At 53.3% G+C, this 24916-nt stretch carries 22 protein-coding genes and 1 rRNA gene; 17 read left to right on the top strand and 6 right to left on the bottom strand.

The window, feature by feature from the left end:
* Positions 1-198 precede the first annotated feature (198 nt).
* Positions 199-1125: an asparaginase gene (locus tag H8S02_RS07290; protein WP_186969957.1), complete on the top strand. Its 927-nt coding sequence runs from the start codon at positions 199-201 to the stop codon at positions 1123-1125.
* A 260-nt stretch (positions 1126-1385) separates the two neighbouring features.
* Positions 1386-2753, top strand: coding sequence for a citrate/2-methylcitrate synthase (locus tag H8S02_RS07295; protein ID WP_186969958.1), 1368 nt, complete (start codon positions 1386-1388; stop codon positions 2751-2753).
* A gap of 62 nt (positions 2754-2815) precedes the next feature.
* Here H8S02_RS07295 and rnhA read toward each other — a convergent pair whose 3' ends face one another.
* On the bottom strand, positions 2816-3253 hold the full coding sequence (gene rnhA, locus H8S02_RS07300; RefSeq protein ID WP_118686697.1) for a ribonuclease HI: 438 nt from the start codon (positions 3251-3253) through the stop codon (positions 2816-2818).
* A gap of 272 nt (positions 3254-3525) precedes the next feature.
* On the opposite strand from rnhA, the gene H8S02_RS07305 reads away from it, so the two are divergent.
* A complete protein-coding gene (locus H8S02_RS07305) occupies positions 3526-4830 on the top strand; it encodes a hypothetical protein (RefSeq protein WP_186969959.1) in 1305 nt (434 codons plus the stop codon).
* Positions 4831-4975: 145 nt separating this feature from the next.
* The gene (locus H8S02_RS07310) at positions 4976-5761 is read left to right on the top strand and encodes an HAD-IIA family hydrolase (RefSeq protein WP_118686699.1); all 786 of its coding nucleotides are present in this window, start codon (positions 4976-4978) and stop codon (positions 5759-5761) included.
* Positions 5762-5876: 115 nt separating this feature from the next.
* On the opposite strand, the gene H8S02_RS07315 is transcribed toward H8S02_RS07310, so the two are convergent.
* A complete protein-coding gene (locus H8S02_RS07315; RefSeq protein WP_186969960.1) occupies positions 5877-6986 on the bottom strand; it encodes a sensor histidine kinase in 1110 nt (369 codons plus the stop codon).
* 507 nt (positions 6987-7493) lie between these two features.
* Here H8S02_RS07315 and gap point away from each other — a divergent pair.
* The 4 genes from gap to H8S02_RS07335 all read left to right on the top strand — a co-directional run bounded on the left by gap (position 7494) and on the right by H8S02_RS07335 (position 11370).
* Positions 7494-8522: a type I glyceraldehyde-3-phosphate dehydrogenase gene (gap, locus tag H8S02_RS07320; RefSeq protein WP_186969961.1), complete on the top strand. Its 1029-nt coding sequence runs from the start codon at positions 7494-7496 to the stop codon at positions 8520-8522.
* 224 nt (positions 8523-8746) lie between these two features.
* On the top strand, positions 8747-9649 hold the full coding sequence (locus H8S02_RS07325; protein WP_186969962.1) for a tyrosine-type recombinase/integrase: 903 nt from the start codon (positions 8747-8749) through the stop codon (positions 9647-9649).
* Positions 9650-9850: 201 nt separating this feature from the next.
* Positions 9851-10411 (top strand): HNH endonuclease, encoded by a 561-nt coding sequence (locus H8S02_RS07330; protein WP_186969963.1) that lies wholly within the window; start codon positions 9851-9853, stop codon positions 10409-10411.
* A gap of 80 nt (positions 10412-10491) precedes the next feature.
* Complete coding sequence (locus H8S02_RS07335) at positions 10492-11370, top strand: hypothetical protein (protein ID WP_186969964.1); 879 nt, start codon at positions 10492-10494, stop codon at positions 11368-11370.
* 511 nt (positions 11371-11881) lie between these two features.
* On the opposite strand, the gene H8S02_RS07340 is transcribed toward H8S02_RS07335, so the two are convergent.
* Positions 11882-12082 carry a ribbon-helix-helix domain-containing protein gene (locus tag H8S02_RS07340; RefSeq protein WP_186969965.1) on the bottom strand — a complete coding sequence of 67 codons (201 nt, stop codon included), beginning with the start codon at positions 12080-12082 and terminating at the stop codon, positions 11882-11884.
* Between the two features lie 120 nt (positions 12083-12202).
* Between H8S02_RS07340 and H8S02_RS07345 the strand changes: the two genes are divergently transcribed.
* From H8S02_RS07345 to H8S02_RS07365, 5 genes are all read left to right on the top strand, one after another.
* The gene (locus H8S02_RS07345; protein WP_117752137.1) at positions 12203-12493 is read left to right on the top strand and encodes a hypothetical protein; all 291 of its coding nucleotides are present in this window, start codon (positions 12203-12205) and stop codon (positions 12491-12493) included.
* Between the two features lie 20 nt (positions 12494-12513).
* Positions 12514-13818: a hypothetical protein gene (locus H8S02_RS07350; protein WP_186969966.1), complete on the top strand. Its 1305-nt coding sequence runs from the start codon at positions 12514-12516 to the stop codon at positions 13816-13818.
* A gap of 62 nt (positions 13819-13880) precedes the next feature.
* Entirely contained in the window at positions 13881-14795 is a 915-nt protein-coding gene (locus tag H8S02_RS07355) for an FxLYD domain-containing protein (protein WP_186969967.1), read from the top strand.
* A gap of 201 nt (positions 14796-14996) precedes the next feature.
* Complete coding sequence (locus H8S02_RS07360; RefSeq protein ID WP_186969968.1) at positions 14997-15608, top strand: recombinase family protein; 612 nt, start codon at positions 14997-14999, stop codon at positions 15606-15608.
* A gap of 553 nt (positions 15609-16161) precedes the next feature.
* Positions 16162-16716 (top strand): hypothetical protein, encoded by a 555-nt coding sequence (locus H8S02_RS07365; protein ID WP_186969969.1) that lies wholly within the window; start codon positions 16162-16164, stop codon positions 16714-16716.
* A 64-nt stretch (positions 16717-16780) separates the two neighbouring features.
* Here H8S02_RS07365 and uraA read toward each other — a convergent pair whose 3' ends face one another.
* Genes uraA through rnr form a run of 3 tightly spaced genes read right to left on the bottom strand, consistent with a single transcriptional unit; the run spans position 16781 to position 21204 of the window.
* A complete protein-coding gene (uraA, locus tag H8S02_RS07370; protein ID WP_186969970.1) occupies positions 16781-18043 on the bottom strand; it encodes a uracil permease in 1263 nt (420 codons plus the stop codon).
* Between the two features lie 42 nt (positions 18044-18085).
* Complete coding sequence (locus H8S02_RS07375) at positions 18086-18928, bottom strand: patatin-like phospholipase family protein (RefSeq protein ID WP_186969971.1); 843 nt, start codon at positions 18926-18928, stop codon at positions 18086-18088.
* 20 nt (positions 18929-18948) lie between these two features.
* A complete protein-coding gene (gene rnr / locus H8S02_RS07380; protein ID WP_186969972.1) occupies positions 18949-21204 on the bottom strand; it encodes a ribonuclease R in 2256 nt (751 codons plus the stop codon).
* Between the two features lie 312 nt (positions 21205-21516).
* Here rnr and trpS point away from each other — a divergent pair, with 312 nt between their 5' ends.
* The 4 genes from trpS to H8S02_RS07400 all read left to right on the top strand — a co-directional run.
* Positions 21517-22578: a tryptophan--tRNA ligase gene (gene trpS, locus H8S02_RS07385; protein WP_186969973.1), complete on the top strand. Its 1062-nt coding sequence runs from the start codon at positions 21517-21519 to the stop codon at positions 22576-22578.
* 130 nt (positions 22579-22708) lie between these two features.
* Complete coding sequence (locus H8S02_RS07390; protein ID WP_186969974.1) at positions 22709-23464, top strand: SDR family NAD(P)-dependent oxidoreductase; 756 nt, start codon at positions 22709-22711, stop codon at positions 23462-23464.
* On the top strand, positions 23461-24258 hold the full coding sequence (locus H8S02_RS07395; RefSeq protein ID WP_186969975.1) for a tRNA lysidine(34) synthetase: 798 nt from the start codon (positions 23461-23463) through the stop codon (positions 24256-24258). The genes H8S02_RS07390 and H8S02_RS07395 overlap by 4 nt, the downstream gene beginning before the upstream one ends.
* A 598-nt stretch (positions 24259-24856) precedes the next feature.
* A 16S ribosomal RNA gene (locus H8S02_RS07400) occupies positions 24857-24916 on the top strand; the annotation flags it as partial.

Raw genomic sequence — 24916 nt, forward strand, 5'->3', positions numbered from 1 at the left:
CGTGCGTATAAATGTACAAAACTGCATAAAAAATACAGAAAAACAGGGAAAAACGACGAAAAAACTGGAAAATTTGAAACGAGGAAAAATATGCCGAAAGTCAAAGGGGAAATCAATCTTTTCCTTGACTTGTCGCACAAAAAATACGGGAAAAATGAAAAATGCACAGGAAATTCAAGAGGAAACAAGGAGAAATTCATGGGAAATAACGTGAATTCGGCAGGAAAAATCCTGCTGATCGCAACGGGCGGCACGATCGCCTGCCGCGAGACCGGGCACGGTCTGACGCCCGTGCTCGACGGAGAGGGGCTGCTGCGCGAGCTGCCGGAGCTTTCCGGGGTGTGCGGGGTCGAGGTGCTCGACCTGATGCAGCGCGACTCGACCGACATCACAGCGGACGACCGGATGCAGATGGCGCGGGCGGTCTGGGAAAACCGCGGAGCGTATGACGGCTTCGTCATCGCGCACGGCACGGACACGCTCGCGTGCACGGCGGCGCTGCTGCATCATCTCCTGCCGCATATCGACCGGCCGGTCGTCGTGACCGGCTCGATGCTGCCGATGGGCGCGGAGGGCTCGGACGCGCCGGGAAATCTGCTCGATGCGCTGCGCGTGGCGGCGGATGGACGGTGTGGCGTGTATGCCGTGCTGCGCGGCAGCATCCTGCGCGGCACGAACGTCCTCAAGGTGCATTCGACTGCGCTCGATGCGTTCGTTTCGGCCAATGAGCCGCCGGCAGGCCGTGTTGCGGACGGAAACGTGATCTGGGACGCACCCGCGCCCGTAGAGGGAACGCCGCGCCTCGTGCAGCGGCTCGAGCCGCATGTGTTCGTGCTGCGGCTCACGCCCGACCTTCCGCCGTCGTTCTTCTCGGTCCTGCACGGCTTTCCGAGCGTCATTATCGAGACGTTCGGCGGCGGCGGCATCCCGGCGCACATGGAACAGGCCGTGCGTGCACTGATAGCGGACGGCACGCGCGTTTTCCTTACGACACAGTGCGTCGAGGGCGGCGTCCATCTGCATAAATATGAGGTCGGCCGCCGGGCGGAAGCCATGGGCGCGGTGTCGCTCGGCATGCGGACGGTCGAGGACGCGCTCGCCGCGATCATGTGTGGAGAACTGTAAAAAGCAAGGCGGCGGCAGATGAAAATTCAATGCTTTTGCATGGCAAAGTACAAAATTGTTTGCACGAACGGGAAAAAGGTCTTGCGTTCATGCAGGGTCAACAACCGCCAAAAGCCCATCATATCGCATTTTTGGCAGAATATATCCCCAAGATAAATTGACATATTTGCAGGAATGGGGTATGATATATTCATATCACTATTTTGAAAATAACCGCTGCGCCGGCTGGGGCGCCTCGGGAACAGAAAGGGGAAGGCCGGATGAACATTCAGCCTGATTTTGTAAAAGAAGAACAGTTGCAGGAACTCAGCGAAAGCTTCCGCCTGCATAACCAGCTCCCGCCTGACCTGTACACCCGTTACCGAATCAAGCGCGGCCTGCGAAACTCGGACGGCACCGGCGTTCTGGTCGGCGCGACCCACCTCGGCAACGTACACGGCTACATCCTCAACGAGGGCGAGCGCGAGCCGATCGAAGGCCGCCTGACCTACCGGGGCTATAACATATATGATCTCATTCACGGTCTCGAGCGCGAGGACCGCTTCGGCTTCGAGGAGATCGGCTATCTGCTCATGTGCGGCGAGCTGCCGACGCGCCGCCAGCTCAAGGAGTTCCAGCACGTCATTGGTCTGGAGCGCGCGCTGCCGGACAACTTCACCGAGGATATGATCATGCGCGCGCCGAGCCGCGACATCATGAACAAGCTCGCCAGCGCGACGCTCGCGCTGTATTCCTACGACAGCAACCCGGACGAGACGACGGTCGAGAACATTATGCGTCAGGGCATCAGCCTGACCGCCAAGTTCCCGGTCATCATCTCGCACGCCTATCAGGCGAAGCGCCGCTACTTTGACGGCGCGTCCATGTTCCTGCACGTGCCCGACCCGGAGCGCTCGACCGCGGAGAACATCCTGCACCTGATCCGCCCGGACGGCAAATACACCGACGACGAGGCCAAGCTGCTCGACCGCTGCCTCATCCTGCACGCAGAGCACGGCGGCGGCAATAACTCGACCTTTACCGTGCGCGTCACCTCCTCCTCCGGCACGGACACCTATTCCGCTATCGCGGCGGCGGTCTCCTCGCTCAAGGGCCCGCGCCACGGCGGCGCGAACCTGCGCGTTGTCAAGCAGTTCGAGGAGATCAAGGAGAACGTCAAGAACTGGAAGGACGAGGGCGAGGTCCGCGACTATCTGTGCCGCATTCTGGACGGCGCGGCAGGCGACGGCTCCGGCCTGATCTACGGCATGGGTCACGCTATCTATACCAAGAGCGACCCGCGTGCGGTCGCGCTCAAGCACGCAGCCCGTCCGCTCGCCGAGAAGAAGGGCATGACCGACGAGATGAACCTGATCGAGCTGGTCGAAAAGCTGACCCCCGAGGTGTTCGCGGAAAAGAAGGGAAGCGATAAGCCGATGTGCGCGAACGTCGATATGTATTCCGGCTTCGTTTACCGCATGCTCGGCCTGCCCAAGTCGCTGTATACGCCGCTGTTCGCGACCGCGCGTATCGTCGGCTGGATGGCGCACCGTCTGGAGGAGGTCACCACCGGCGGCAAGATCATCCGTCCGGCATACAAGCCGCTCGCAAAGGCCACGACTTATACCAATATTGACGAGAGAATGTAACAATTGACATGAAAAAGGCTGCCTCTATCAAAGAGGCAGCCTTTTCTGCGCTGTTTTCTGTTTTACTTATATTTCTGGTATTCCGCTACGGCGAGTTCGTCGCAGCGGTTGTTGTACGGGTTATCCGCGTGGCCCTTGACCCAGTGGAAGCGCACCTCGTGACGGTCGAGCAGGTCGAGCAGACGGCCCCACAGCTCGGGATTCTTCGCCGGCTTCTTGTCGCTCTTGACCCAGCCGCGCGCGCGCCAGCCCTTCGCCCAGCCCTTCGTGATGCCGTCGACGACATATTTGCTGTCCGAATACAGATCGACCGAGCAGGGCTCCTTGAGCAGCTCGAGCGCGGAGATCACGCCGAGCAGCTCCATGCGGTTGTTCGTGGTGGAGGGCTCGGAGCCGGACAGCTCCTTTTTCGCCGTGCCGTACTGCAAAATGGCGCCCCAGCCGCCCGGGCCGGGGTTGCCCGAGCACGCGCCGTCGGTATAAATGGTTACGTTTTTCATGATGAACCTCGTTTGCGTTTAAGATGATGTTATCATATCATATCTGGCCGCGCCGCGCAACGGCAGACGGGGACAGCGTGAGGAGTATCCCGAAGACTGTGTTCATAACAGACAAAATGTGCGGAAAATTCCCGTACAAAGTGTTGCTTATATGAATAATAATAGACAAATTCGACATAAAATGATTTACAAATACCCTCGTGAATGCTACACTGAAACTGAAAAAACCGGACAGAAAACAGGGACAGGATATTTGCCGGGAGGGCTCAGTTATGAATATGATGAACGATCCGCGCCTGCGCACGGACAGCTACGCGAAGATTTTCCTTTACAACACGCACGAGACCGTGGCCTGCGTGCCGCGCCACACCATCCGCATGAAGGACCGGGTGCGCCCGGACAAGCTGCGCGAGGCGGTCGAGCAGGCGCTGCTGCGCTTTCCGCATATGATGCTGAGCGTCGAGCGCACCGAGACCGGATTCCGCTACCGCACGAATGTGCGTCCGGCGGTCGTGCTGCCGTTCGACGGCGTTTCCGCGCGCTACACCATCGGCTCGGCCGACACGAACGGCTATCTGTTCCTCGTCGGCTATCACGAGGACACGATCTACATGGAATATCAGCATTCGATCTCGGACGGACGCGGCTTCGAGGAGTTTATCCGCTGTGTCCTGTTCCAGTATCTGAAGAACTGCGGCTGCCCGGTCGAGAACGACGGCACGGTCCGCGCGATGGATACCAGATGGACGCCGGAGGAGAGCGCGGACGGTTACGAACAGCTTGCCGACCGCGAGTTTTCCCCGGAGGGTATCTGGAAAAAGCCGGAGGCCGTCCACGCGCCTGCGGTGCAGTGGGAGGCGGCCGCGGGCGAGGTCGTCAGCGAGATCACGTTCCCGTTTTCGCAGCTGCACGCCTGTGCAAAGCGCATCGGCGTCAGCCCGCTCTCGATCATCGCGCCGCTCATGATGCGCGCGTTCGACCGCAAGTTCGGCGGCGGAGACAAGCCGGTCATCGCGCAGATCCCGGTCGACCTTCGTCCGCTGCTGCCGAGCGTCACGACGCGGTACTTTATCTGCTTCATCGACCTGCCGTATCTGCCGGAATACCGCAGCCTGCCGCTCGAGGAGGTGTTCCGCCGCACGAAGGCCTTCCTTGCCGGCCAGATGGAGCGCGAACAGCTGCTCTACCGCGCCAAGGCGGCCGCCGACCGCTGCGACATGCTGCATAAGGCGGATATGCCGCTTGCGGAGAAGATGCAGGCCGCGCGCAAGGTCACGATGGATTTCGTCCTCGAGGACAGCTTCCTCATCACGAACGTCGGCCGCTTCACCATGCCGGAGAGCTGCCGCCCGTATGTTCTGGATTACGGCGCGATCCTGCCGTGCGCGGTGCAGCCGTTCGCGCTGCTCATCTCGTCCTACGGGGATACGATGAAGCTGTCGGTGGCGCAGCGCGACAGCGATATGCAGATCGTTGGAGATCTGATGAGCAGTCTGCACGAGATCGGCGTGGAAGCGGAGAGCCGCAGCTATCCGTTCGTCGTGACGCGCTACGACGGCATGGCGTGCGAGGCATAAACGGACAGCCGGGAAAAAAGAACGTTTTAACACAGATTTATCTTGACGCGCTGCGGATTTCTGACGCATAATAAGAGTGTGAAAAACTATTCCGGCGGCGGCCTGCATTCCGGTCTGCCGACCGACCGAAAGGAGAACAAGCACTATGGCTGAAGATTTGGAACTTCTGCGCGAAAAGAAAGGCTTTATCTGCGATATGGACGGTGTCATCTATCACGGCAACCGTCTCCTTCCGGGCGTAACGGACTTCGTTGCGTGGCTTCAGAGGGAAAACAAGAGCTTTCTGTTCCTGACCAACTCCTCCGAGCGTTCGCCGCTCGAGCTGCAGCAGAAGCTGGCACGCATGGGTCTGGAGATCGGCGAGGAGCATTTCTATACCTCGGCGCTCGCCACGGCGCGCTTCATCGCGAGCCAGAAGCCGCACGCATCCGCATATGTCATCGGCGCTCCCGGTCTGGTCGGCGCGCTGTACGAGGCCGGCATCGTGATGAACGACGTCGACCCGGATTATGTCATCGCGGGCGAGACCAATACCTATAACTATCAGACCATCCTCAAGGCGGTCGATCTGATCAACAAGGGCGCGCGCCTCATCGCGACCAACTCCGACCTGACCGGCCCGTCCGAGCAGGGCATCATCCCGGCGTGCCGTGCGCTCGTCGCGCCGATCGAGCTGGCGACCGGCAAGACCGCGTACTACGTCGGCAAGCCCAATCCGCTCATGATGCGCACCGGTCTGCGCCTGCTCGGCGTACATTCGCACGAGGCGGTCATGATCGGCGACCGCATGGACACCGACATCGTTGCCGGCATCGAGACCGGTCTGGACACCGTGCTCGTGCTGAGCGGCTGCACCTCGCGCGCGGAAGTGGAGAACTACGCATACCGTCCGCACTATATTCTGGACGGCGTGGGCTGCGTCGCACCGTAAAACCTTTTTAATGCGCGCTGCCGCACGGATGCTTTTATCGCGCGAGCGGGATGTTATCGGAAGAATAAAAGAAGGAACGTCAACAGCTGGCGTTCCTTTTTTTGTGTCATATTTATTATAAAATGCTGAGCTCGACGTCCTCGACCGACATGGGACGGACGAAATCCGAACGGATCGAGCGGCCCGGCGCGAGCTTGGTAAGGGGCTCGAAGAGCGGGATGGCCAGACGCATTTCCGTGCCGCCGCCGGGACGCTGCGCACAGGTGAGCGTGCCCTCGTGCGCCTGCGCGACCAGCTGCGCGAAGGCCAGACCCAGACCGGGCTGCATGCCGCTCGCCGTCAGGCGCATGCGCTCGCGCGCGGACATGGAGGTGCACCATGCGCTGACCGCGCTGCGGAAGCGCTCGGGAGACAGACCGGGGCCTCTGTCGCAGACCGTCATGACCGCATATTCGAGCGTCTCGTCCTCGAAGGCCGGGCGCGTTTCGCAGGTGAGCGTGAAGGTAACGCTGCCGGGATCGGACGAGACCGCGACGGCATTCAGAAGCAGGTTATAGAGCGCGGCGCGCAGGCGTACCGCGTCGACATAGGACGAGCAGCGCATCGGGACGCTGGTCATGATGCAGTCGCGCCTGTCCTCGGGCAGGCGGCGCAGGATCTGGTCCGCGACATCCGAGCACAGACGCGACAGCTCGCAGTCATGGGCGTTGATCGTGCCGAAAACCGGCGGGTCGAGCAGCTCGGTGACATGGAAGGCCATGCGCTGAAGGCGGAACATCTCGCGGGAGAGGGCGGCGGCGAGTGCCGGGTCGGATGCCTTGGCGGCAAGGTCGTACAGGCGGGCGATCGAGGCGTTGAGCGTATCGCCGCATACATAGCTCAGACCGCGCGGCAGGCGGAGCGGCTGCGGCTCGAGCGCAACGAGCGCACCGTCCGGGTGCGGAACAACGGTCAGACGGCAGTCACCGACGTCGAGATGCTCGGTCATGCTGTTCGCGCCGCCGCCGGATGCGCAGTCCTCGACGAGCGCGACCGCCTCGTCGGACAGGGCGCTGGCCAGCAGGTCGCCGTTTTCGAGCTCGAGCAGCTCGCCTGCGGCTGCGGTCTGCGCACGGATGAGCCCGTGTGTGTCGACCAGAAGCATCGCGGCTCCGGATGCAGACGGCTGCCCGGAGAGCGCCTTGAGAGCATCGGTGTCAACCAGTGCAAAAAAATCATCGTTCATAGCTTTTTCCTCCTAAGATCTGTCCGGGAGTTTAGTATCTGCGGTTCGGCACAAAAATTCCGGTCAGTGCGGAAATTATGGATGCGGGAAGAACGGGCAGGCGCCTGGGCAGAATGCGGGGTTTGTTTTTTTAGGGAAGAAAGGTATAACCGCGCGCAGAGCTGCATATGCTGTCTGCGGAGGCGGAGAACCCTGTATGGATATTCAAATTATAACATGGAAAAAAACAAAAATCGACAGAAAGACACGCAAACCGTAAAATGTTTTTCCGGAGCAGATGCGTTTTTTTTATGGGCATCTGTTTGTGGAATGCTTGTCATTTTGGTGACTTTGTGGATAATAGCGGGGCGGAGACGGGCAGGCGGATGAAATATGTACAAAAAAGCGGCAGGCAATGATAAAAAAATCACAAATATTACACCTTGCGGCAAAGACACGCTTTAGTGTATAATAAATGTATCTACTAAAAGTATTTCAAACTTCAACATTTTTAGGAGGAACACTGAAATGGGTATCAAAGTAGGTATCAATGGCTTTGGCCGTATCGGCCGTATGGTTTTCCGCGCTGGTCTGAAGAACCCGAACATTGAGTTCGTAGCGGTAAACGATCCGTTCATGACCCCGGACTACATGGCATACATGCTCAAGTATGACACCATGCACGGTCGTTACGACGGCACCATCGAGTATGACGAGAACTCCATCACCGTTGATGGCAAGAAGGTTCTCTTCTTCGCAGAGATGGACCCGAAGAACATTCCGTGGGGCAAGGTTGGCGCTGACTACGTTGTAGAGTCCACCGGCGTATTCCTGACCAAGGAGAAGGCACAGGCTCACATCGACGGCGGTGCTAAGAAGGTCATCATGTCCGCTCCGTCCAAGGACGACACCCCGATGTTCGTAATGGGCGTTAACCAGAACACTTACACCAAGGATATGACCTTCGTATCCAACGCTTCCTGCACCACCAACTGCCTGGCTCCGATCGCTAAGGTTCTCGACGAGTCCTTCGGCATCGTAGAAGGCCTGATGACCACCGTTCACTCTGCAACCGGCACTCAGAAGGTTGTTGACGGCCCGTCCAAGAAGGACTGGCGCGGCGGCCGTGCAGCTTGCGGCAACATCATCCCGTCCACCACTGGCGCTGCAAAGGCAGTAGGCAAGGTTTACCCGAAGCTGAACGGCAAGCTGACCGGTATCTCCATGCGTGTACCGACCCTGGACGTTTCCGTAGTTGACCTGACCTGCAACCTGGCTAAGCCGGCTACCAAGGAAGACATCTGCGCTGCTATGAAGGCTGCTTCCGAGAAGCCGCTGGCAGAGGGCGGCCTGAAGGGCGTTCTGGGCTACACCGAGGATGCTGTTGTATCTTCCGACTTCCTGGGCGACGAGCGCACCTCTATCTTCGACGCTAACGCTGGCGTTTACCTGACCGACACCTTCGTAAAGGTTGTTTCCTGGTACGACAACGAGTGGGGCTACTCCAACAAGCTGCTGATGCTCATCGAGCACATGGCAGAGGTTGACAACAAGTAATTGTTGCCCACTGGCGTAAGACAGTGAATAATTCGCCGCTTATCTATCCGAAAAGTTCGGATTGTATATTGCTGGTAAAATCACTCTGTTACGGAAAATGTTGATTTGTTACGGTAGCGATTACGGATTTTATCTGTGAAACTGCAATAACGGATGGACTATTCCAATTAGAACAAATTGCACCTCTTTCTAAGGCTTAACGCCTGTGAAAGAGGTGCTTTTTTATGTTATTAACAGATGCAGCAAAGGAATTTGAGTTCAACTGTCAGTGCCGCAAGTTATCCGACAAGACTATACGGAATTACGGTAAACTGATTGGCTACCTGCTGGACTACTTGAAGGAGCAGCACAAGGTTCTCTGTTTGGAAGATGTACGACCGATGTGCATCAAAGCGTATCTGATGATGCTGCAAGAGCGTGGTGCGAAACCGCAGTATATCAATGACCAGTTGAAGGCGTTCAAGGTGCTGTTCCGCTATCTGTACGAAGAAGGCTACACCGACAGCATTTTGACCGAGCGTATCAAGAACGTGAAGCAGCCAAAAACCATTATCAAGACCTTCACAGAGCAGGAAGTTAAGAAAATGACCGAGTATTACAGTGGACACACGTTCATGGAAGTGCGAAACCGTCTCATGCTCATGACGTTCTTTGACACAGGCATCCGCGTCAGCGAGTTAATAGACCTCAAGCTGTCACAGGTCAAGGATGAGTATATCCTTATTCATGGCAAGGGAGATAAAGAGCGTGTTGTTCCGAAAAGTCCCCTGCTGAACAAATGGATGTTCAAGTACCTCAGCACGCGAGAGAACTTCTTTGCGCATCGCCGCGTACCCGAAAATGTGTTCCTCAGCCGCAACGGCAGACCTATGACTACAGAAGCGATACACCGTGTTATCAAGATAGCTGGCAAGGCCGTAGGCGTGAGCAGAGATATTCGCGTCAGTCCGCACACCTGCCGCCACACCTTCGCGCAGATGCAGTTGAAGAACGGACTGGACTTGTACAGCCTGTCTCGCTTGATGGGACACTCCAACATTTCCATCACACAGCGGTATCTGGAAGGACTGCGAGACTTCGAGGTGCTGAACGCTTGCAAGGCTACAGGGATTTTGATGAATTTGTGAGGTGTTGCTATCGCTGACAGTTCGTTCAAAAAAATTTTTTGATTGCCCCCCCTCACATTTTGGGCACTTTCGGTGTATATTATATACATAATATACATAGTAAAAACTTACAGCGCAAGCAAAATTAACAGGTAACATGATTGTAAAATCAAATTCAAAATCAAAGGAGGCGCTGAATATTAAGTAAAGGGCGGATTACGCATGAATTATGAAGAAATTTTTACAAAATATCCTGATATGGGTTGGATTGAGAATGGAGAACCCCATTTTAGCTTATCAGCTAAAATCAATCCAGAAGCAACGTATTGGGTAGACAATGCAGGTGATGTATACTACTACAACTGCAAAACGGGTGCAGCGCACGACCTGCATCCATATCTTTCCAAAGGCTATCCAACGATACGAATCTTAGGCAAAAATTATAGCGTATCTCGTTTGGTAGCAACAAATTTTCTGTACCAACCAGAAGGCACAACTGATGTACATCACAAGGACGGAAACAAGCAGAATAACCGTTCTACGAATTTAATATGGCTCACACATGCAGCGCATATGGCGTTGCACCATGGCAAGGCAGTTGTGCAGTTGGATAAGTATACCAGAAAGTTGCTCGGTACTTTTGAGTCAGCAGCAGATGCAGCGCGTAAAACAGGGTGCTATGCCTCTGGAATTATAGATTGCTGCAATCATCGTCTTGCGACTTCCGGCGGATTTATCTGGATGTGGTCAGAAGAATACTTTCACACCGATGATATAGCATAACATATTTGAAAGAACGAGCGGGAGCACTCCCGCTCGTTTCCCATTACTACATATAGTAATACTCAAAAGAGGTGAATTTAATGCCATCCGAGCAAGATATTCCTTTATATACAACTGACCCAACAACAGGCGAATTTGTGCCTGTTGAAAACGGACAATACCTTTCACCAGCAGAGATAGAGCGCCGCAGATACTTTCAGAAAAAGAAACAGCAGCAAGCCATACGCCACGCAGCCAATGATGAACGCACACGCAAATTTGGCAACTTCACATTCTGCCGCTACACGCTCTCTGCTCCGTTCTGGGCGGATATGTCTAATGCTGACCTCGTTCGACTGTTCTATCTCTCTACATGTATGCTGTACAAGCGCGACACCTTATACTACAGCAACGGCAGACAGCTAACGGCTGATAGCCTGCCCGAAGTGTTGCAGACCTCAGAGAGCACTTGCAGAAGATTTCTCGCAGAAATGGAACAGCAAGGCTACCTACAGATAGAAGATGGTGCTGTTATCATGAACACCGAGTATTTTGCGCGACAGAGTATCCGCCACTGGATAGGTGATGACCGCTCGTTCATCCGTGTGTACCATAACGCTTATCGCTATTTGTATCGTCAGTTGAAGAACAAACAACGCGGCCAGCTGGCCTATCTGATACGCATGATACCCTATCTGCATGAGGAACGCAACATTGTATGTGCTAACACGTTCGCACACGATGCAGACCGTATTACACCATTGGACGATAAACGCATTTGCGAAGCCGTAGAATATAACCCCAACCAATCAGCAAGGCTCATGAAGGACTTGCAAGCACTGCACCTTGAAAACGGACAGCCTGCTTTTATCTACAATGCTGAACAACGCTGCTTCATCGTGCATCCTGCACTGTTCTATGAAGGTGACGCACAAGGAGCAGTCCTTCGCGACATGAATGAAAACCACGAGAACGCATAGTGCAACAAGGGATGCACGACAAATACGGCTCGTATTTGCTCGACATGAATGACAGAGCATCGCTTGCTCTCTTTCCCTAATCTCAATAGCCCTATATTGTGTACCGATGTGCATTTATCCCTCTTTTCTTTAACAACCTCTTTTCAGAGAAACGCGCAGCGGTTCGCATAAGCACGGAAGTGCTTCAATAATAAAGTCTCTATCCGTTAGAGCATCTATCCTTTATCTGAGAAAAACGCCGCTAACTCCTACGAGCCAGCGGCGAATTTTTTACCATTAATAGGAAGAATATGGTAAATATGTTTCTGCAAAGTAGCAAAAACGATATACGATATATTTGATTTAATATATTTTTAATGCTTTGCTTGATGTATAAATTATATACTATTCATTGAATTGATATTTATAACATGCTTTTTATTATTGAAATAATATTCGTTTGTTAAATAATAAATCAATTATATAATATATAATTCGTACTTTAATCGTACTCCTATTATATTATTAAGCCTTACGGCTCATCAATAATTTGTAATTTATCTAATGCAAATTCAATGCATTTCAAAATTAACTCATTTCTGGTTCTTCCAGTACGAACAGATACCTTATCAAGCTGTTTTAGTACATCATTCGGCATACGACAAGATACCACGGATGTTTCACCGTAGTTCTTTTTCGCTCTAATAATAAACTTATCATCATTGTTGTTCATAATCATCATACCTCTGTATTATTCTACATGAATATTTGTAGTATTTGTATATTACAAAGGTTTACAAGTGTAATACGATGTGGTACACTGATAAAAAGAAATGAAAGGGATGAATTATTTATGGAAAAGAAAAATAAAAATATGGTTGCCGTAATACTCAAAGTCTATGCCATTGTTAATGCTATTATTGGCTGTATTATAGGTCTCAGCGGCCTGTCTGATTCCTATAACGAGATATTCAACATGGTATATACCATTTTTCTTGGAGCGTGTATCGTTGTCAGCTTTGGCATTTACGCATTTGGTGAAGTAGTACAGCTATTACAGGATATTAAGGATGGTACTAAGGGGACTATTACTACAATTCAGAAGCAGAACAATAACGATAATGACGAATTACCATCGATTTAATAGTTATAGAGGTGAATACCATGTCTGAAAAATATACCATAGTGCAGCATGAAAAGCGTCTGTTCTGGTTGCAGAACTGTCCTGTGCTGTTACATTCCTATGCACTCACAAAGAACAACACTAATAACAGCATTTTCTTGCAGTGTAAGTTTGAGAATATAGCTGATAAGCCTATTAAGGCTATGAATATCGCTGTTAAATGTTCTGATGTATCACATCAAGAATTGGCGAATGTTGATAACTTCCCCTATCTTGATATTAACGTACAGCCTTATACGCTGTTTGGAGATAAAACGCCTGTAGCTTTACCTAATAATACAACCAGAAATGTTCGTATTATTCCGTTAAAAGTTATTTTCAGTGATGATACTACATGGGAAAATACTTCCGAGCGGGCGTATGAATTGGCTGAGTATGAACAGCAGCCTATATCTTCGTTAGGTGAATTGGCAGACCAGTATAAGCGGGATTTGCATAAGATATGCACAGACAGTGAAAAGCATAATTATCTGCCTGCTAATGTAAATGGGTTTACTGTCTGCGGATGCGGAAAGGTTGTACTGCCTGATACGCAGTATTGTGCATCCTGCGGTGTAGATTTCTCAAAGTTATTTGCAATCAATAATTCCGAAATCCTTCACACAGAACAGCAGCAATACGACGAAGAACAACAAAAAATTGCATTACAGGAACAGCAAGACAAATTGCAAAAAGAAACGCAGCAGCTTCAATACAGAAAGAAATTACGGAAAATAATAAGTATTATTTCTTGCATCGTGCTGGTTATCATTATTGGAACTGTTGCAGGAACTACATATTCTCGCTATCGTCAGGAGCAGGGAGCAATTCGACAGGAACAAGAAGCACTCGAGAAAACCCAAGCTGCTGTAGAACAAATCACAAACGTTGAAAGCGATGACGCGCAAATCAGCAGTGATATAGAAGATAAGGTAATTACGTTCACAATTTCAGGAGCAGGCATCAATGCAAAGGATATGCCTAAAACGCTATCGGACTTATCCGAGCAAGATTTGCAATACCTATGGAATAATGACACATCTCACCTTGATTACGCGATAGATTCATGGTTAGGGCTAAAAGATTCCTATATAAATCTGCAGGGCAGCATAATGGACAAATATGTTGAATTAGGCGGCAGTGATGCATATTCAATACACACTGTATGCAATTCGGATGATAATATCAAAATATTTGAATTTGATGGCAATTCGCTAATCTATGATTACTGGGAGGAAATGGAGAGATACAGGGATTTTAGCAGTATAGAATTATTGGCAGCCCTGATAACTAGTCGTGGGAAATAAAGCCATCATTGAGCAATTCGTATTTAACAGAAATAAATATGGTTAAAAGGTGAATTTCAAAGATGAAAAAGTGTAAGCTTATATCAACTATTTTGTTATTGCTAATTTTCTCAACTGCTTGTGGCAGTGGCAATTCACAGCAGGAATCTATGTCTGCTACATCTGCCAACCAAGATGAATTTCTGCAATCCATGGCAACAGGTATCAGTGCTCGTCTTGCCGATGACACAGACACTTCAAATATGACTGATGAACAAGAAGCAGAGTATCTTTCAAAACTTGTGGATTGTGAACTATCTGAAATTTCAAAATATAAGAATGCGACATTCACCGACGAAACACTCAATGACTTAGCGCACGAATATATAAATGCCTGCAATTCACAAAAAATAGCAACAAAATATTATAAAAACGCACAACTTTATAACGCTTTATGGGAAAATTCTAGTCATATTCGTGCTGCTATTATTTCCTATTTATATCAGAACTACGAACTGCCTATCACAAGTGAGCAGGCCGCAGAATACAACACAACAGGAAGTGTATCTTATACCGTAGATAGCGATACCGCAAATTTCTTTAATGCTTTGAATGATGATGGTGATGTGCAGCTCAGCCAAGGTGATTTGTCCATTGTCGGAGTAGATAAAGAGCGAAAAGTTTTTGATGAGGTGTACTTCAATTTTTCGTATGTAGTACGAAATAATTCGACTGCAACACTAAATTCTATATCTGTTTACTGCTCGATACTCGATAAAAACGAAAATGTTATAGGCACTACTTCTGCTAATGTATACGCGACAATTCTGCCGAACAAAGATGTTTCCTGCGACGGTTCTATCATGTTGAGCGATTATCCCTCTGCTGCATATATCCGCATTGACAATTTGGCCTATGACGGGAATAACAACTCCATCGTACACGAATTAGCCGTAGATAGCACTGAAATTACTGAGCATATTATTGCAATTAACTAAGCAAAGAGGGATAGCCCTGTGCTATCCCTTTTCTTGTGTATTAATTGTTCGTAAAAGTGTACTTTTGCGAATATAACAATTCGCTATCAAATCCATGTTTGTAAATATCGTATTTTAATTTGCAAACATATTCGTAAACAGGTTGACTATTACGAATAACTCTGTTATACTATTCGCATAGAGTAAAGGAGATTTACGAACATGGACAATCGCACTTTCTACTATGCGCGTGTATCGAGCAAAGACCAGAACTTAGACCGTCAGTTAGCTGCGTTCAAGGCATTAGGCGCTGACGAGCGGGACATTATCACCGACAAGGAGAGCGGCAAGGACTTCAACCGAGCGGGCTATCAAGCCTTAAAGAACGGTATGCTCCGTCAAGGCGATACGCTTGTCATTAAGTCTCTCGACCGCCTGAGCCGTAACAAGCGCGACATTAAAACCGAACTTGAATGGTTCAAGGATAACAACATCCGTTTGAAGGTTATCGACCTGCCTACTACTATGATGGACTTGCCAGAAGGTCAAGAATGGGTATTTGAGATGGTGAACAATATTCTCATCGAAGTATTAGGCACGATAGCCGAGCAGGAACGCGCTATAATCAAATCTCGACAGGCCGAGGGTATCAATACCGCTAAGGCCAAAGGCGTGAAATTTGGGCGTCCTGCGCTCCAATTCCCCGCAAACTGGAACGAGGTATATACTCAGTGGAAGAATGGCGAAATCACTGCTAAAGTCGCTATGGAGAAAACAGGCACGAAGCGAACCAGTTTCTATAAGTTAGTGAAGCTATTCCAAAACAATCAATAATTAAGATTTACAAAGTTTACCTTTTTCTGCTTCTTCTATCGTTATATAGCTGCTAAACATATCCTTGTACAATTTTATTGACCGATACCGATATTTTGAGATTGACGAACTCTCACGACTATGATAAACTAATCCCAGTTCAAATAAGCCTGCCACTATCGAACGCCGATAGCGAACAGGACAAATAACCCAGTTATGCCTTAAAAGAGGTAAAAATTCTGTTCTAATTTTATATAGTTGAATATCCGTAGTCTATCACATATTTTCGTACATTTGAAACTTTTTCTGTGTATTAATAGATAAAATCGCCATAGAATAGTAATATTTGAAATTATTTTATCTTTTTGAATTGAGTGGGGCTACTCCAACAAGCTGCTGATGCTCATCGAGCACATGGCAGAGGTTGACAACAAGTAATTGTTGCCCACTGGCGTAAAGTCATAAAAATCGGCACCTGTTCTTTTTTAAGAGCAGGTGCCTTTTGCTTATGTCAGGTTTATTTCCCTTTTTCTGCGCTATAATGAAAGCACAAAGAGAAAGGGAGGCGCAGAATATGAGCATGGAGGACTGGGATTTCGGTTATTACGGAAAGGGTCTGGACGGATATGTGCATTTTCGGCAGGGCATAAAGGAGATCGAGAGCCACGCGCCGTACAGCAAGTGCCGTCACGGTCGCGATGACAGCCTCGATGATCTCGATGACCTTGACGAATACGACGATCCGGAGGATGACCTATTTTACGAGCTGCCGCAGAAAACGCCGGTCAGCAGCGCGAAGCCTGTGATGCCGTCGGAGAGCACGACGAAGGAATCAGACTCGAATCCGCAGACTGTACAGACATCTTCGCCGGAGGCTGAGCCGCAGCAGGAAACGCCGACAAAGAGAAGTATATGGGACTCGAAATGGTGGAAAAACAAGTGGGATTATGGGTTTGTCGTGAGCACAGTGATCTACCTGTTCTTTCTCATAGTGGAGGAGATCTTTCAGACGGAGGCAGGGGAAACGGTCGCCACAGCAACGGGAGCGGTATTCCTTGTATTCCTGGCGATCGAGGTCGTGCGGCTTGTGATGTGGATACTGAATCCTCCGCCTCCTCCGGGCTTTTAATCCCATGAAAAAAAGCGCCTGCATCCCGTTTCGGGAGCAGGCGCTTTGCTTGTTTGTGCCGGTATCAGACGTCGTTGGTGAGCTTTGCTCTGTCGAGAGCATGGAACACGAGGCTCATGATCATTGCGACGATGGCGGCGAGGGTCATGCCGGACAGCGATACATCGCCGAGCGACAGGGTCACGCCGGACAGGCCGGTGACGAAGATGACCGACGTCAGGATCATGTTGCGGTTCTTGCTGTAATCGACGTGGTTGTCGACCAGAATGCGCAGACCGGAGGTGCCGATCATGCCGTACAGCAGGAAGGAGATGCCGCCGATGACCGGGCCGGGGATGGTCTGGATGAGGGCGGCGAGCGGGCCGACGAACGAGCAGATGATGGAGATGACTGCCGCGCCGCCGATGACGCGCACCGAGTAGACCTTGGTGATCGCCATAACGCCGATGTTCTCGCCGTAGGTGGTGGTCGGGACCGAACCGATGAAGCCGGAGATCATGGTCGAGAAGTTATCCGCGAACAGCGAGCGGTGCAGGCCGGGGTCCTTGAGCAGATCGCGGCCGACGACCTTGCTCGTGACGAGCTGATGGCCGATGTGCTCGTTCGCGATGACGAGGATGACCGGCAGGATAATCAGAATGGCGTTGATGTCGAACTTCGGCGTCTGGAAGTTCGGAATGGAGATGAAGCTGGTGTGCAGCGCATCGACGATGGTCTGGGTGTCGATGACGCCGGTAATGACGCCCGCAATGTAGCCGCAGATGATCGCGATCAGGATCGGAATGGTCGAGAAGAAGCCGCGGAACATGACGCTGCCGAATACCGCAACGGCGAGCGTCACGAGAAAGGTGACGACCGTGCCGACGGTCACGCTGTCGCCGACGATGCAGCCGGTGGAAGCCGCCGAGCCGGCCAGCTCGAGACCGATGAGCGCGACGACCGGGCCCATGGCTGCCGGCGGCAGCACGACGTTTATCCAGTCCGTGCCGCATTTGTAGATGATGAGCGCGAGGATGCAGCCGCACGCGCCGACTGCGACGAAGCCGCCGAGCGCGTACTGGTAGCCCCAGTTCTGGATGACGATGGTCGCGGGTGCGATGAACGCGAAGGATGAGCCGAGGTAGGCCGGCGCCTTGCCCTTGGTGATCAGGATGAACAGCAGCGTGCCGATGCCGTTCATGAACAGCACGATCGCCGGGTTCATCTTGAAGATGAACGGGACCAGTACGGATGCGCCGAACATCGCGAACATATGCTGGATGGACAGCGGCACGAGCAGTCTCGGCGGGACCTTGTCCTCGACCTGAATGATTCTGTTGTTCTGCATGTGTTTTTCTTTTCCCCCTAAAATTTTTATTTCTATTATCCGTCAGACGAACAGCGCTTTGATGTCGTCTATACGGTCACACGTCATATTATACCCCATTTCATAGCCCCATTCCAGCTTTTTAATATCTTTTTCGAAGGTGGCGAGGGGTGCGTCCGGCTGGAGCAGGACCGTGTCCGCCGGGTTTTCCTCCGCGAGACGGCGGCACAGGCAGACCGTGTCGTTGTAGAGGCCGGGACGCGCGAGCATGGTTTCGGTCATGGCCGGGTATTTGCGGTGCAGCGCATGGGCGGCGAATTTCAAGCCGCGCGTCAGGGCCTTGCGGTAGCTTTTCGGCTGCGTCAGCACGATGAGGTTCTTTCTGTTGCCGTCGTGCAGGCTGCGGACGATGGGGATGGGGTCGGCGACGCCGCCGTCATAGAATGTGCCGCCGCTCAGCTGCACCGCCGGGAAGTAGAGCGGAATGGCGCAGGTCGCGCGCAGCATGGTGCAGGTGCGGTCGAGCTTCGCGCCGTCGAGATATTCGGCTCTGCCGGTCTCGGCGTTGGTCACGCCGACCAGAATGCGGCCTTTATAACGGTGATATGTCTCCCAGTCGAACGGGATGAGCTGGTTTGGGATGGTATCGAACACGAAATCCGTGCCGAAGATCGAGTGGTCGTGCGGCAGGTTGCGCACGCCGAAATAGCGGCTGTCGCCGCGGTAGCGCCGCAGCACCTCCAGATTGCGCCCGCGCTGGCGGGAGAGGTAGGAGATGGCATAGGTGATGCCGGCGGAAACGCCGACGACGTAGTCGAACATGATGTCATGGTCGAGCAGCGCGTCCATGACGCCGCAGGAAAATACCGGGCGGAAGGTACCGCCCTCTAAAACGAGTCCGGGCAATGCTGAGTCTCCTTTTGCTGTTATCTGCGTTTTCTTGTGGGCGGTTTTTTGCCCTTCTGGCCGCCGCTGCGGCCCCTGCCGTGCGAATGACGGCGGCGCGAAGCGCGGTTGCCGAAAGGCGGCCGGTCGTCATCGCGCGGCGCGCGCTCAGGCTTTTCCGAGACGGGCAGCGAGCCCTCCGCCGGGGCGAAGTCGATCTGGCCCGTGACCTCGCTCGCGGCGAGCAGCTTGACGCGCAGGGGCGTGCCGATGGTGAAGCGCTTGCCGGTGCGGCGGCCGACCATGGCCATGTGCTCCTCGTCGTACTGGTAGAAGTCGCCGGTCATCAGCTCGGCGCGGATCAGACCCTCGCAGCCGTTGGCGAGGGCGACGAAGATGCCGAACGACTGCACGCCGGATACTTCGGCGTCGAACTCCTCGCCGATGAACTGCTTCATGTAGGCGGCGATGAACAGCTTGTCGATGTCGCGCTCGCAGTTATCTGCCGCCTGCTCGCGGCTTGTGGACTGCTGCGCGGCCTCGGCGCACATGTTTTCGTCTGCGGCGGTGAATTCCTCGCCGGTGAGCGCCTTTTGCAGCATGCGGTGCGCGATGAGGTCGGGGTAGCGGCGGATCGGGGAGGTGAAGTGCAGATAGAACTTCGCCTTGAGGCCGTAATGGCCGATGCACTCATCCGCATAGCGCGCGCGGGCGAGCGAACGCAGCAGCAGGGTGGGCAGCACGCGCTGCTTCGGGTCGTTCTTCGCGCCGCGCAGCACGACCTGGAACTGGGCGGTGTCCTCGGGCTTGGACGGGTCGATGCGGTAGCCGAACGGGCGCGCGAACTGCGCGAATGCGCGCAGCTTGTCCGGGTCGGGGTTTTCGTGCACGCGGTAGACCGTCGGGTGCTCGCGCTTGCACATGAACTCCGCGACCGCCTCGTTGGCCTGAAGCATGAATTCCTCGATGAGCTTTTCGCTCTCGCCGCGCTCGCGGAAGCAGATCTCGACCGGCTTTCCGGCCTCATCCACGCGGATCTCCGCCTCCGGAATATCGAGCTCGAGCGCACCGCGCTCAATGCGGCGTTTGTAGAGCGCGTGGGCGAGATCGTTCATCTTTTCCGCCGTTTCGACGAGAAAGGCATATTCCTCGCGCAGACCCTTGTCACCGGCGAGGATCTTATTGACCTTGTTGTACGTCATGCGCGCCTTGGAGCGGATGATGGATTTGGAGAAGCGCGCACCGAAGCGGCGGCCGCTTGCATCCATCTCCATGAGCGCGGAGAAGGCGAGACGGTCGACGTTCGGGTTGAGCGAGCAGATGCCGTTGGACAGCGCGAACGGCAGCATGGGCACGACGTGACCGGGGAAGTAGACCGAGGTGCCGCGGCGGAACGCCTCTGAATCGAGCGGGGAGCCCGGCGTGACATAGTGGCTGACGTCCGCGATGTGGACGCCGAGCAGATAATGGCCGTTATCGAGCTTTTCGAGCGAGACCGCGTCGTCGAAGTCCTTCGCGTCGTCGCCGTCGATGGTAAAGATGAGCTTGTCGCGCAGGTCGAGACGCTTTCCTGCGCTGGCGAGGTCGACCTGCTGCGGAATGGAGTCCGCCTGCTTCAGGACCTCGTCCGGAAATACGTCGAACACGCCGTTTTCATGCAGGATGGCCGCGATAGACGCCTCCATCGTGCCGTTTTCGCCGAGCGCCGCCGATACGACGCCCTGCGGATGATAGGTGTCGTCGCCGTAGTTCGTTACCTCGACGGCCACGCAGTCGCCGACCTGTGCGTCGCCGATGTCGCGGCGGCTGACCGCGATCTCGGGGTACTTTTTGGACGAGGGCTGCACGAAAAATGCCTTGCCGCGCTGCACGAGCTCGCCGGTCAGCTCCTTTCCGGAGCGGCTGAGGACGCGCAGCACCGTCGCCTCGCGGCGGCCGCGGTTGTTTTTGCGCTCGCTGACCTTGACGAGCACCCTGTCGCCGTGCCATGCGCCGCCGCCGGCGTTCGGCGGAATGAAATAATCGTCCGGTTTGGGCTCACCCGGCTCGACGTCGGGCGCGACAAAGGCAAAGCCGCGCTCGGTCGCGAGGAACGTGCCGGTGGCGCAGCCGTAGTGCGAGGCCACCGCAAAACGGTTTTTCTTGTTTTTCATGATCTTTCCGTCCTGCGTCAGACGGTCGAGCGCATCCTTCAGCTCGTGCTTTCCGATGTCGGGCATCGCGCGGCGGATCTCCTCGATGCGGAGCGGCTGCGCGAGCAGCGTCAGCAGCCTGCCGTCAAGCGTATACTCCTCCATATCTTTCCCTCCGATCTGTAACGAAGAATATATTTCTAACCTGTAAGTATAGTATACCATTTCCGCGCCCGGATGAAAAGAGCAGTAAAACGACGGCGGGGGCGCTGCCTGTCGAAAAAGTGTAATATTTTCGAAAGAATCCTGTTTGTTTCGATGAACGGCCGCAGTTGACAGCGGCGCATTCTTACATTATAATTAATGCAATACCGTACGATTTTACTCGATGATGCGGTAAAATCCACCCATGTAAATCAAGTGCCGCGGAAACGGCTGAAAACCGGGCATCGCGTCCCGAAAAAGGGAGATATACCAATGAAACAGATCATTCTTACCGGCGACCGTCCGACCGGCCGTCTGCACGTCGGCCACTACGTCGGCTCGCTGAGCGAGCGCGTCAGGCTTCAGAATTCGGGCAAGTTCGACGAGATCTATATTATGATCGCGGACGCGCAGGCGCTGACCGACAACGCCGAGCACCCGGAGAAGGTCCGTCAGAACATCATGGAGGTTGCACTCGACTATCTGGCCTGCGGTCTCGACCCAGAAAAGGTCAACATCTTCATTCAGTCCATGGTGCCCGAGCTGACTGAGCTGACGTTCTACTATATGAACCTCGTCACGGTTTCCCGCGTGCAGCGCAATCCTACCGTAAAGTCCGAGATTCAGATGCGCGGCTTTGAGTCGAGCATTCCGGTCGGCTTTTTCTGCTATCCGATCAGCCAGGCGGCCGACATCACCGCCTTCCGCGCGACCTGCGTACCGGTCGGAGAGGACCAGATGCCCATGATCGAGCAGTGCCGCGAGATCGTGCATTCCTTCAACCGCATTTACGGCGAGACGCTGACCGACCCGAAGATCATGCTCCCGTCCAACTCCGCCTGCCTGCGTCTGCCGGGTACGGACGGCAAGGCGAAGATGAGCAAGTCGCTCGGCAACTGCATCTATCTGGCCGACGACGAAAAGACTGTCCGCACCAAGATCATGTCCATGTTCACCGATCCGGATCATATCCGCATCGAGGACCCGGGCAAGCTCGAGGGCAATACCGTGTTCACCTATCTGGACGCCTTCTGCACCGACGAGCATTTTGCGGAGTTCCTGCCGGAGTACAGCAATCTCGACGAGCTCAAGGCGCACTACACGCGCGGCGGCCTGGGCGACGTAAAGGTAAAGAAGTTCCTCAATAACGTCATGCAGTCCATCCTTGGCCCGATGCGCGAGCGCCGCGCCTACTGGGAGGCGCGCAAGCCGGAGGTCTATGAGATCCTCAGGAAGGGCAGCGAGGTCGCAGAGCGCAAGGCTGCGGAGACCCTCGCAGATGTCCGTGCCGCGATGAAGATCAACTATTTTGACGACGGCAACCTCATGAAGTAAGATTACGGCAAATACACACGAAACGGAGACCTGTCTGCAAGGAACGGTCTCCGTTTTCTGTTTGACGGGCGGGACGGGCTGTGCTACACTGATATATTATACCGAAACACCGGGAAATGGAGGGAGTTATATGAAGGCGCTGATTACCGGCGCTTCCTCGGGACTGGGGCGCGAAATGGCGTTCGCGCTCGCTGAGCGCGGCTGCGAGCTGGTGCTGTGCGCACGGCGCGAGGAGCGTCTGCGCGAGCTTGCGGCCGAGCTGCCGACCGTGTGCCATGTGATCGCGGCGGATGTGAGCGATGAGGAGGAATGCCGCCTGCTGTACAGTGCGGTGCGCGGCGACGATCTCGAGATCGTGATAAATAATGCGGGCTTCGGCCTGTTCGGCGAGTTTCTGGACACCGATCTGGACGAAGAGCTGCGCATGATCGACACGAATATCCGTGCGGTGCACATTCTGACCAAGCTCGCGGTGCAGGATTTCGCGAAGCGCGGCCACGGATATATTCTGAATGTCGCCTCGTCGGCCGGCTTCCTGCCCGGCCCGCTCATGGCGACCTACTACGCGACCAAAAACTATGTGCTCCGTCTGACACAGGCGCTGCGCGAGGAGCTGCGGCACAGAAACAGCGCGGTCAAGGTGTGCGCACTCTGTCCGGGGCCGGTCGACACCGAGTTCAACAAGGTCGCCGGCGTGAGGTTCGCGCTGAACGGTCTGGACGCGAAGCGTGTGGCAAGGGAAGCGGTCGACGGGATGTTCGCCGGGAAAACGGTCATCGTTCCGGGCCTTGCCATGAAGGCGATGACGGTCGCGCGGCATTTCGCGCCGGACAGCCTGCTCGCGCGCATCACCTACCATTTTCAGCATAAGAAGGGCGTAAAATGACAGCAGGAGAGATCAGAAAGACGTTGCAGCGCGAGTTTGTGCGCACGATACGCAAGCCGTTTATGGATGCGGTAAAGGAATATGACATGGTGCGCCCGGGCGACAGCGTCGCGGTGTGCATCTCGGGCGGCAAGGACTCCATGCTGCTCGGCCTGCTGCTGCGGGATTTGCAGCACACGGTGGATTTCGAGCTGAAATTTCTGGCGATGGATCCCGGATATGCGCCCGAAGGCCGCAGACATCTGGAGGAGAATGCGCGGAAACTGGACATTCCGCTCGAGATCTTCGATACAGATGTGCTGCGCATCGCAGGCAGCCATTCGGCGGAGCATCCGTGCTTCCTCTGCGCGAAAATGCGCCGCGGCTATCTCTATGCCGAGGCAAAAAAGCGCGGCTGCAACAAAATCGCCCTTGGCCACCATTATGATGACGCGATCGGCACGGTGCTGATGGGTCTGATCTACGGCGGCCAGGTGCAGGCGATGCTGCCGCGCGTGAAGGCGAAAAACTACGAGGGGATGGAGCTGATCCGTCCGCTTTACTTCACACGCGAGGCAAATGTTGTGGAATGGGCGGAATTCTGCGGACTGACCTTCCTGCCCTGCGACTGTCCGGCGAAAAAACTGGAAAACGACACAAAACGCGCGGAAATCAAGCAGATGATCGCGTCTCTTGCGTCGAGAAATCCGCAGATCGAGGCAAATATCTTCAATGCGGTCAAGAATGTGGATACGGGAAAGCTGCTTGGATGGCGCGATGAAAACGGCCGCCACAGCTTTCTTGACAGACTTTGAAAGAAAAACTCGGAATTGCAGTAAAAAAGTGTTGACACCGGCCTCTCGCTGTGGTATTCTATTAAAGCTGTCGCTGAGAGGCGCGGCGGTCGAGCTGAAAAGCGGCTTGAAAAGAATGAAAAAAGTTCTTGACAAACGGATTTCAGTTTGATATAATAAATAAGCTGTTTCGAAAGAGACGGCGGTCAGAAAAGTTTGATTTTTGAAAGATCTGCTTCAAAAACTTCGAAAAAAGTTTTGAAAAAGTTCTTGACAAATGAAAAACAGTCTGATATAATAAATAAGCTGTCAATGAGACGGCATCCGAAACCTTCGGAGGACAAAATGCTAACGCATTTTGTGTACCTTGATCGATTTCCTTATGAAATCGACACGCGGTGCAATTTTCCGCTGAAGGCAAAGGAAAATTGCACCTTGTAAATTAAACAACGATGTGCTTAAAATTTTGTTCGATATGAACAAGGTTGTAGTGCGAACCTGAAATTTCGAGAGTTTTTTACTCTTGGTAAATCGCTGGAAGTCACAACTCCAGTTAAAATAAAGTGACACGTCAGACTCTAAAGTCGGTTAAAACGAAGGAAACTTCGTCTTAATACAATTTTTAGAGAGTTTGATCCTGGCTCAGGATGAACGCTGGCGGCGTGCCTAACACATGCAA

The sequence above is a fragment of the Agathobaculum hominis genome (assembly GCF_014288055.1).
GTDB classification, from domain to species: domain Bacteria; phylum Bacillota; class Clostridia; order Oscillospirales; family Butyricicoccaceae; genus Agathobaculum; species Agathobaculum hominis.

What these genes read in the sequence shown, in the direction of transcription:
- H8S02_RS07290 (WP_186969957.1), top strand. Translation starts at nt 199, where the DNA reads ATGGGAAATAACGTGAATTCGGCAGGAAAAATCCTGCTGATCGCAACG.
- H8S02_RS07295 (WP_186969958.1), top strand. Translation starts at nt 1,386, where the DNA reads ATGAACATTCAGCCTGATTTTGTAAAAGAAGAACAGTTGCAGGAACTC.
- rnhA (WP_118686697.1), bottom strand. Translation starts at nt 3,253, where the DNA reads ATGAAAAACGTAACCATTTATACCGACGGCGCGTGCTCGGGCAACCCC.
- H8S02_RS07305 (WP_186969959.1), top strand. Translation starts at nt 3,526, where the DNA reads ATGAATATGATGAACGATCCGCGCCTGCGCACGGACAGCTACGCGAAG.
- H8S02_RS07310 (WP_118686699.1), top strand. Translation starts at nt 4,976, where the DNA reads ATGGCTGAAGATTTGGAACTTCTGCGCGAAAAGAAAGGCTTTATCTGC.
- H8S02_RS07315 (WP_186969960.1), bottom strand. Translation starts at nt 6,986, where the DNA reads ATGAACGATGATTTTTTTGCACTGGTTGACACCGATGCTCTCAAGGCG.
- gap (WP_186969961.1), top strand. Translation starts at nt 7,494, where the DNA reads ATGGGTATCAAAGTAGGTATCAATGGCTTTGGCCGTATCGGCCGTATG.
- H8S02_RS07325 (WP_186969962.1), top strand. Translation starts at nt 8,747, where the DNA reads ATGTTATTAACAGATGCAGCAAAGGAATTTGAGTTCAACTGTCAGTGC.
- H8S02_RS07330 (WP_186969963.1), top strand. Translation starts at nt 9,851, where the DNA reads ATGAATTATGAAGAAATTTTTACAAAATATCCTGATATGGGTTGGATT.
- H8S02_RS07335 (WP_186969964.1), top strand. Translation starts at nt 10,492, where the DNA reads ATGCCATCCGAGCAAGATATTCCTTTATATACAACTGACCCAACAACA.
- H8S02_RS07340 (WP_186969965.1), bottom strand. Translation starts at nt 12,082, where the DNA reads ATGAACAACAATGATGATAAGTTTATTATTAGAGCGAAAAAGAACTAC.
- H8S02_RS07345 (WP_117752137.1), top strand. Translation starts at nt 12,203, where the DNA reads ATGGAAAAGAAAAATAAAAATATGGTTGCCGTAATACTCAAAGTCTAT.
- H8S02_RS07350 (WP_186969966.1), top strand. Translation starts at nt 12,514, where the DNA reads ATGTCTGAAAAATATACCATAGTGCAGCATGAAAAGCGTCTGTTCTGG.
- H8S02_RS07355 (WP_186969967.1), top strand. Translation starts at nt 13,881, where the DNA reads ATGAAAAAGTGTAAGCTTATATCAACTATTTTGTTATTGCTAATTTTC.
- H8S02_RS07360 (WP_186969968.1), top strand. Translation starts at nt 14,997, where the DNA reads ATGGACAATCGCACTTTCTACTATGCGCGTGTATCGAGCAAAGACCAG.
- H8S02_RS07365 (WP_186969969.1), top strand. Translation starts at nt 16,162, where the DNA reads ATGAGCATGGAGGACTGGGATTTCGGTTATTACGGAAAGGGTCTGGAC.
- uraA (WP_186969970.1), bottom strand. Translation starts at nt 18,043, where the DNA reads ATGCAGAACAACAGAATCATTCAGGTCGAGGACAAGGTCCCGCCGAGA.
- rnr (WP_186969972.1), bottom strand. Translation starts at nt 21,204, where the DNA reads ATGGAGGAGTATACGCTTGACGGCAGGCTGCTGACGCTGCTCGCGCAG.
- trpS (WP_186969973.1), top strand. Translation starts at nt 21,517, where the DNA reads ATGAAACAGATCATTCTTACCGGCGACCGTCCGACCGGCCGTCTGCAC.
- H8S02_RS07390 (WP_186969974.1), top strand. Translation starts at nt 22,709, where the DNA reads ATGAAGGCGCTGATTACCGGCGCTTCCTCGGGACTGGGGCGCGAAATG.
- H8S02_RS07395 (WP_186969975.1), top strand. Translation starts at nt 23,461, where the DNA reads ATGACAGCAGGAGAGATCAGAAAGACGTTGCAGCGCGAGTTTGTGCGC.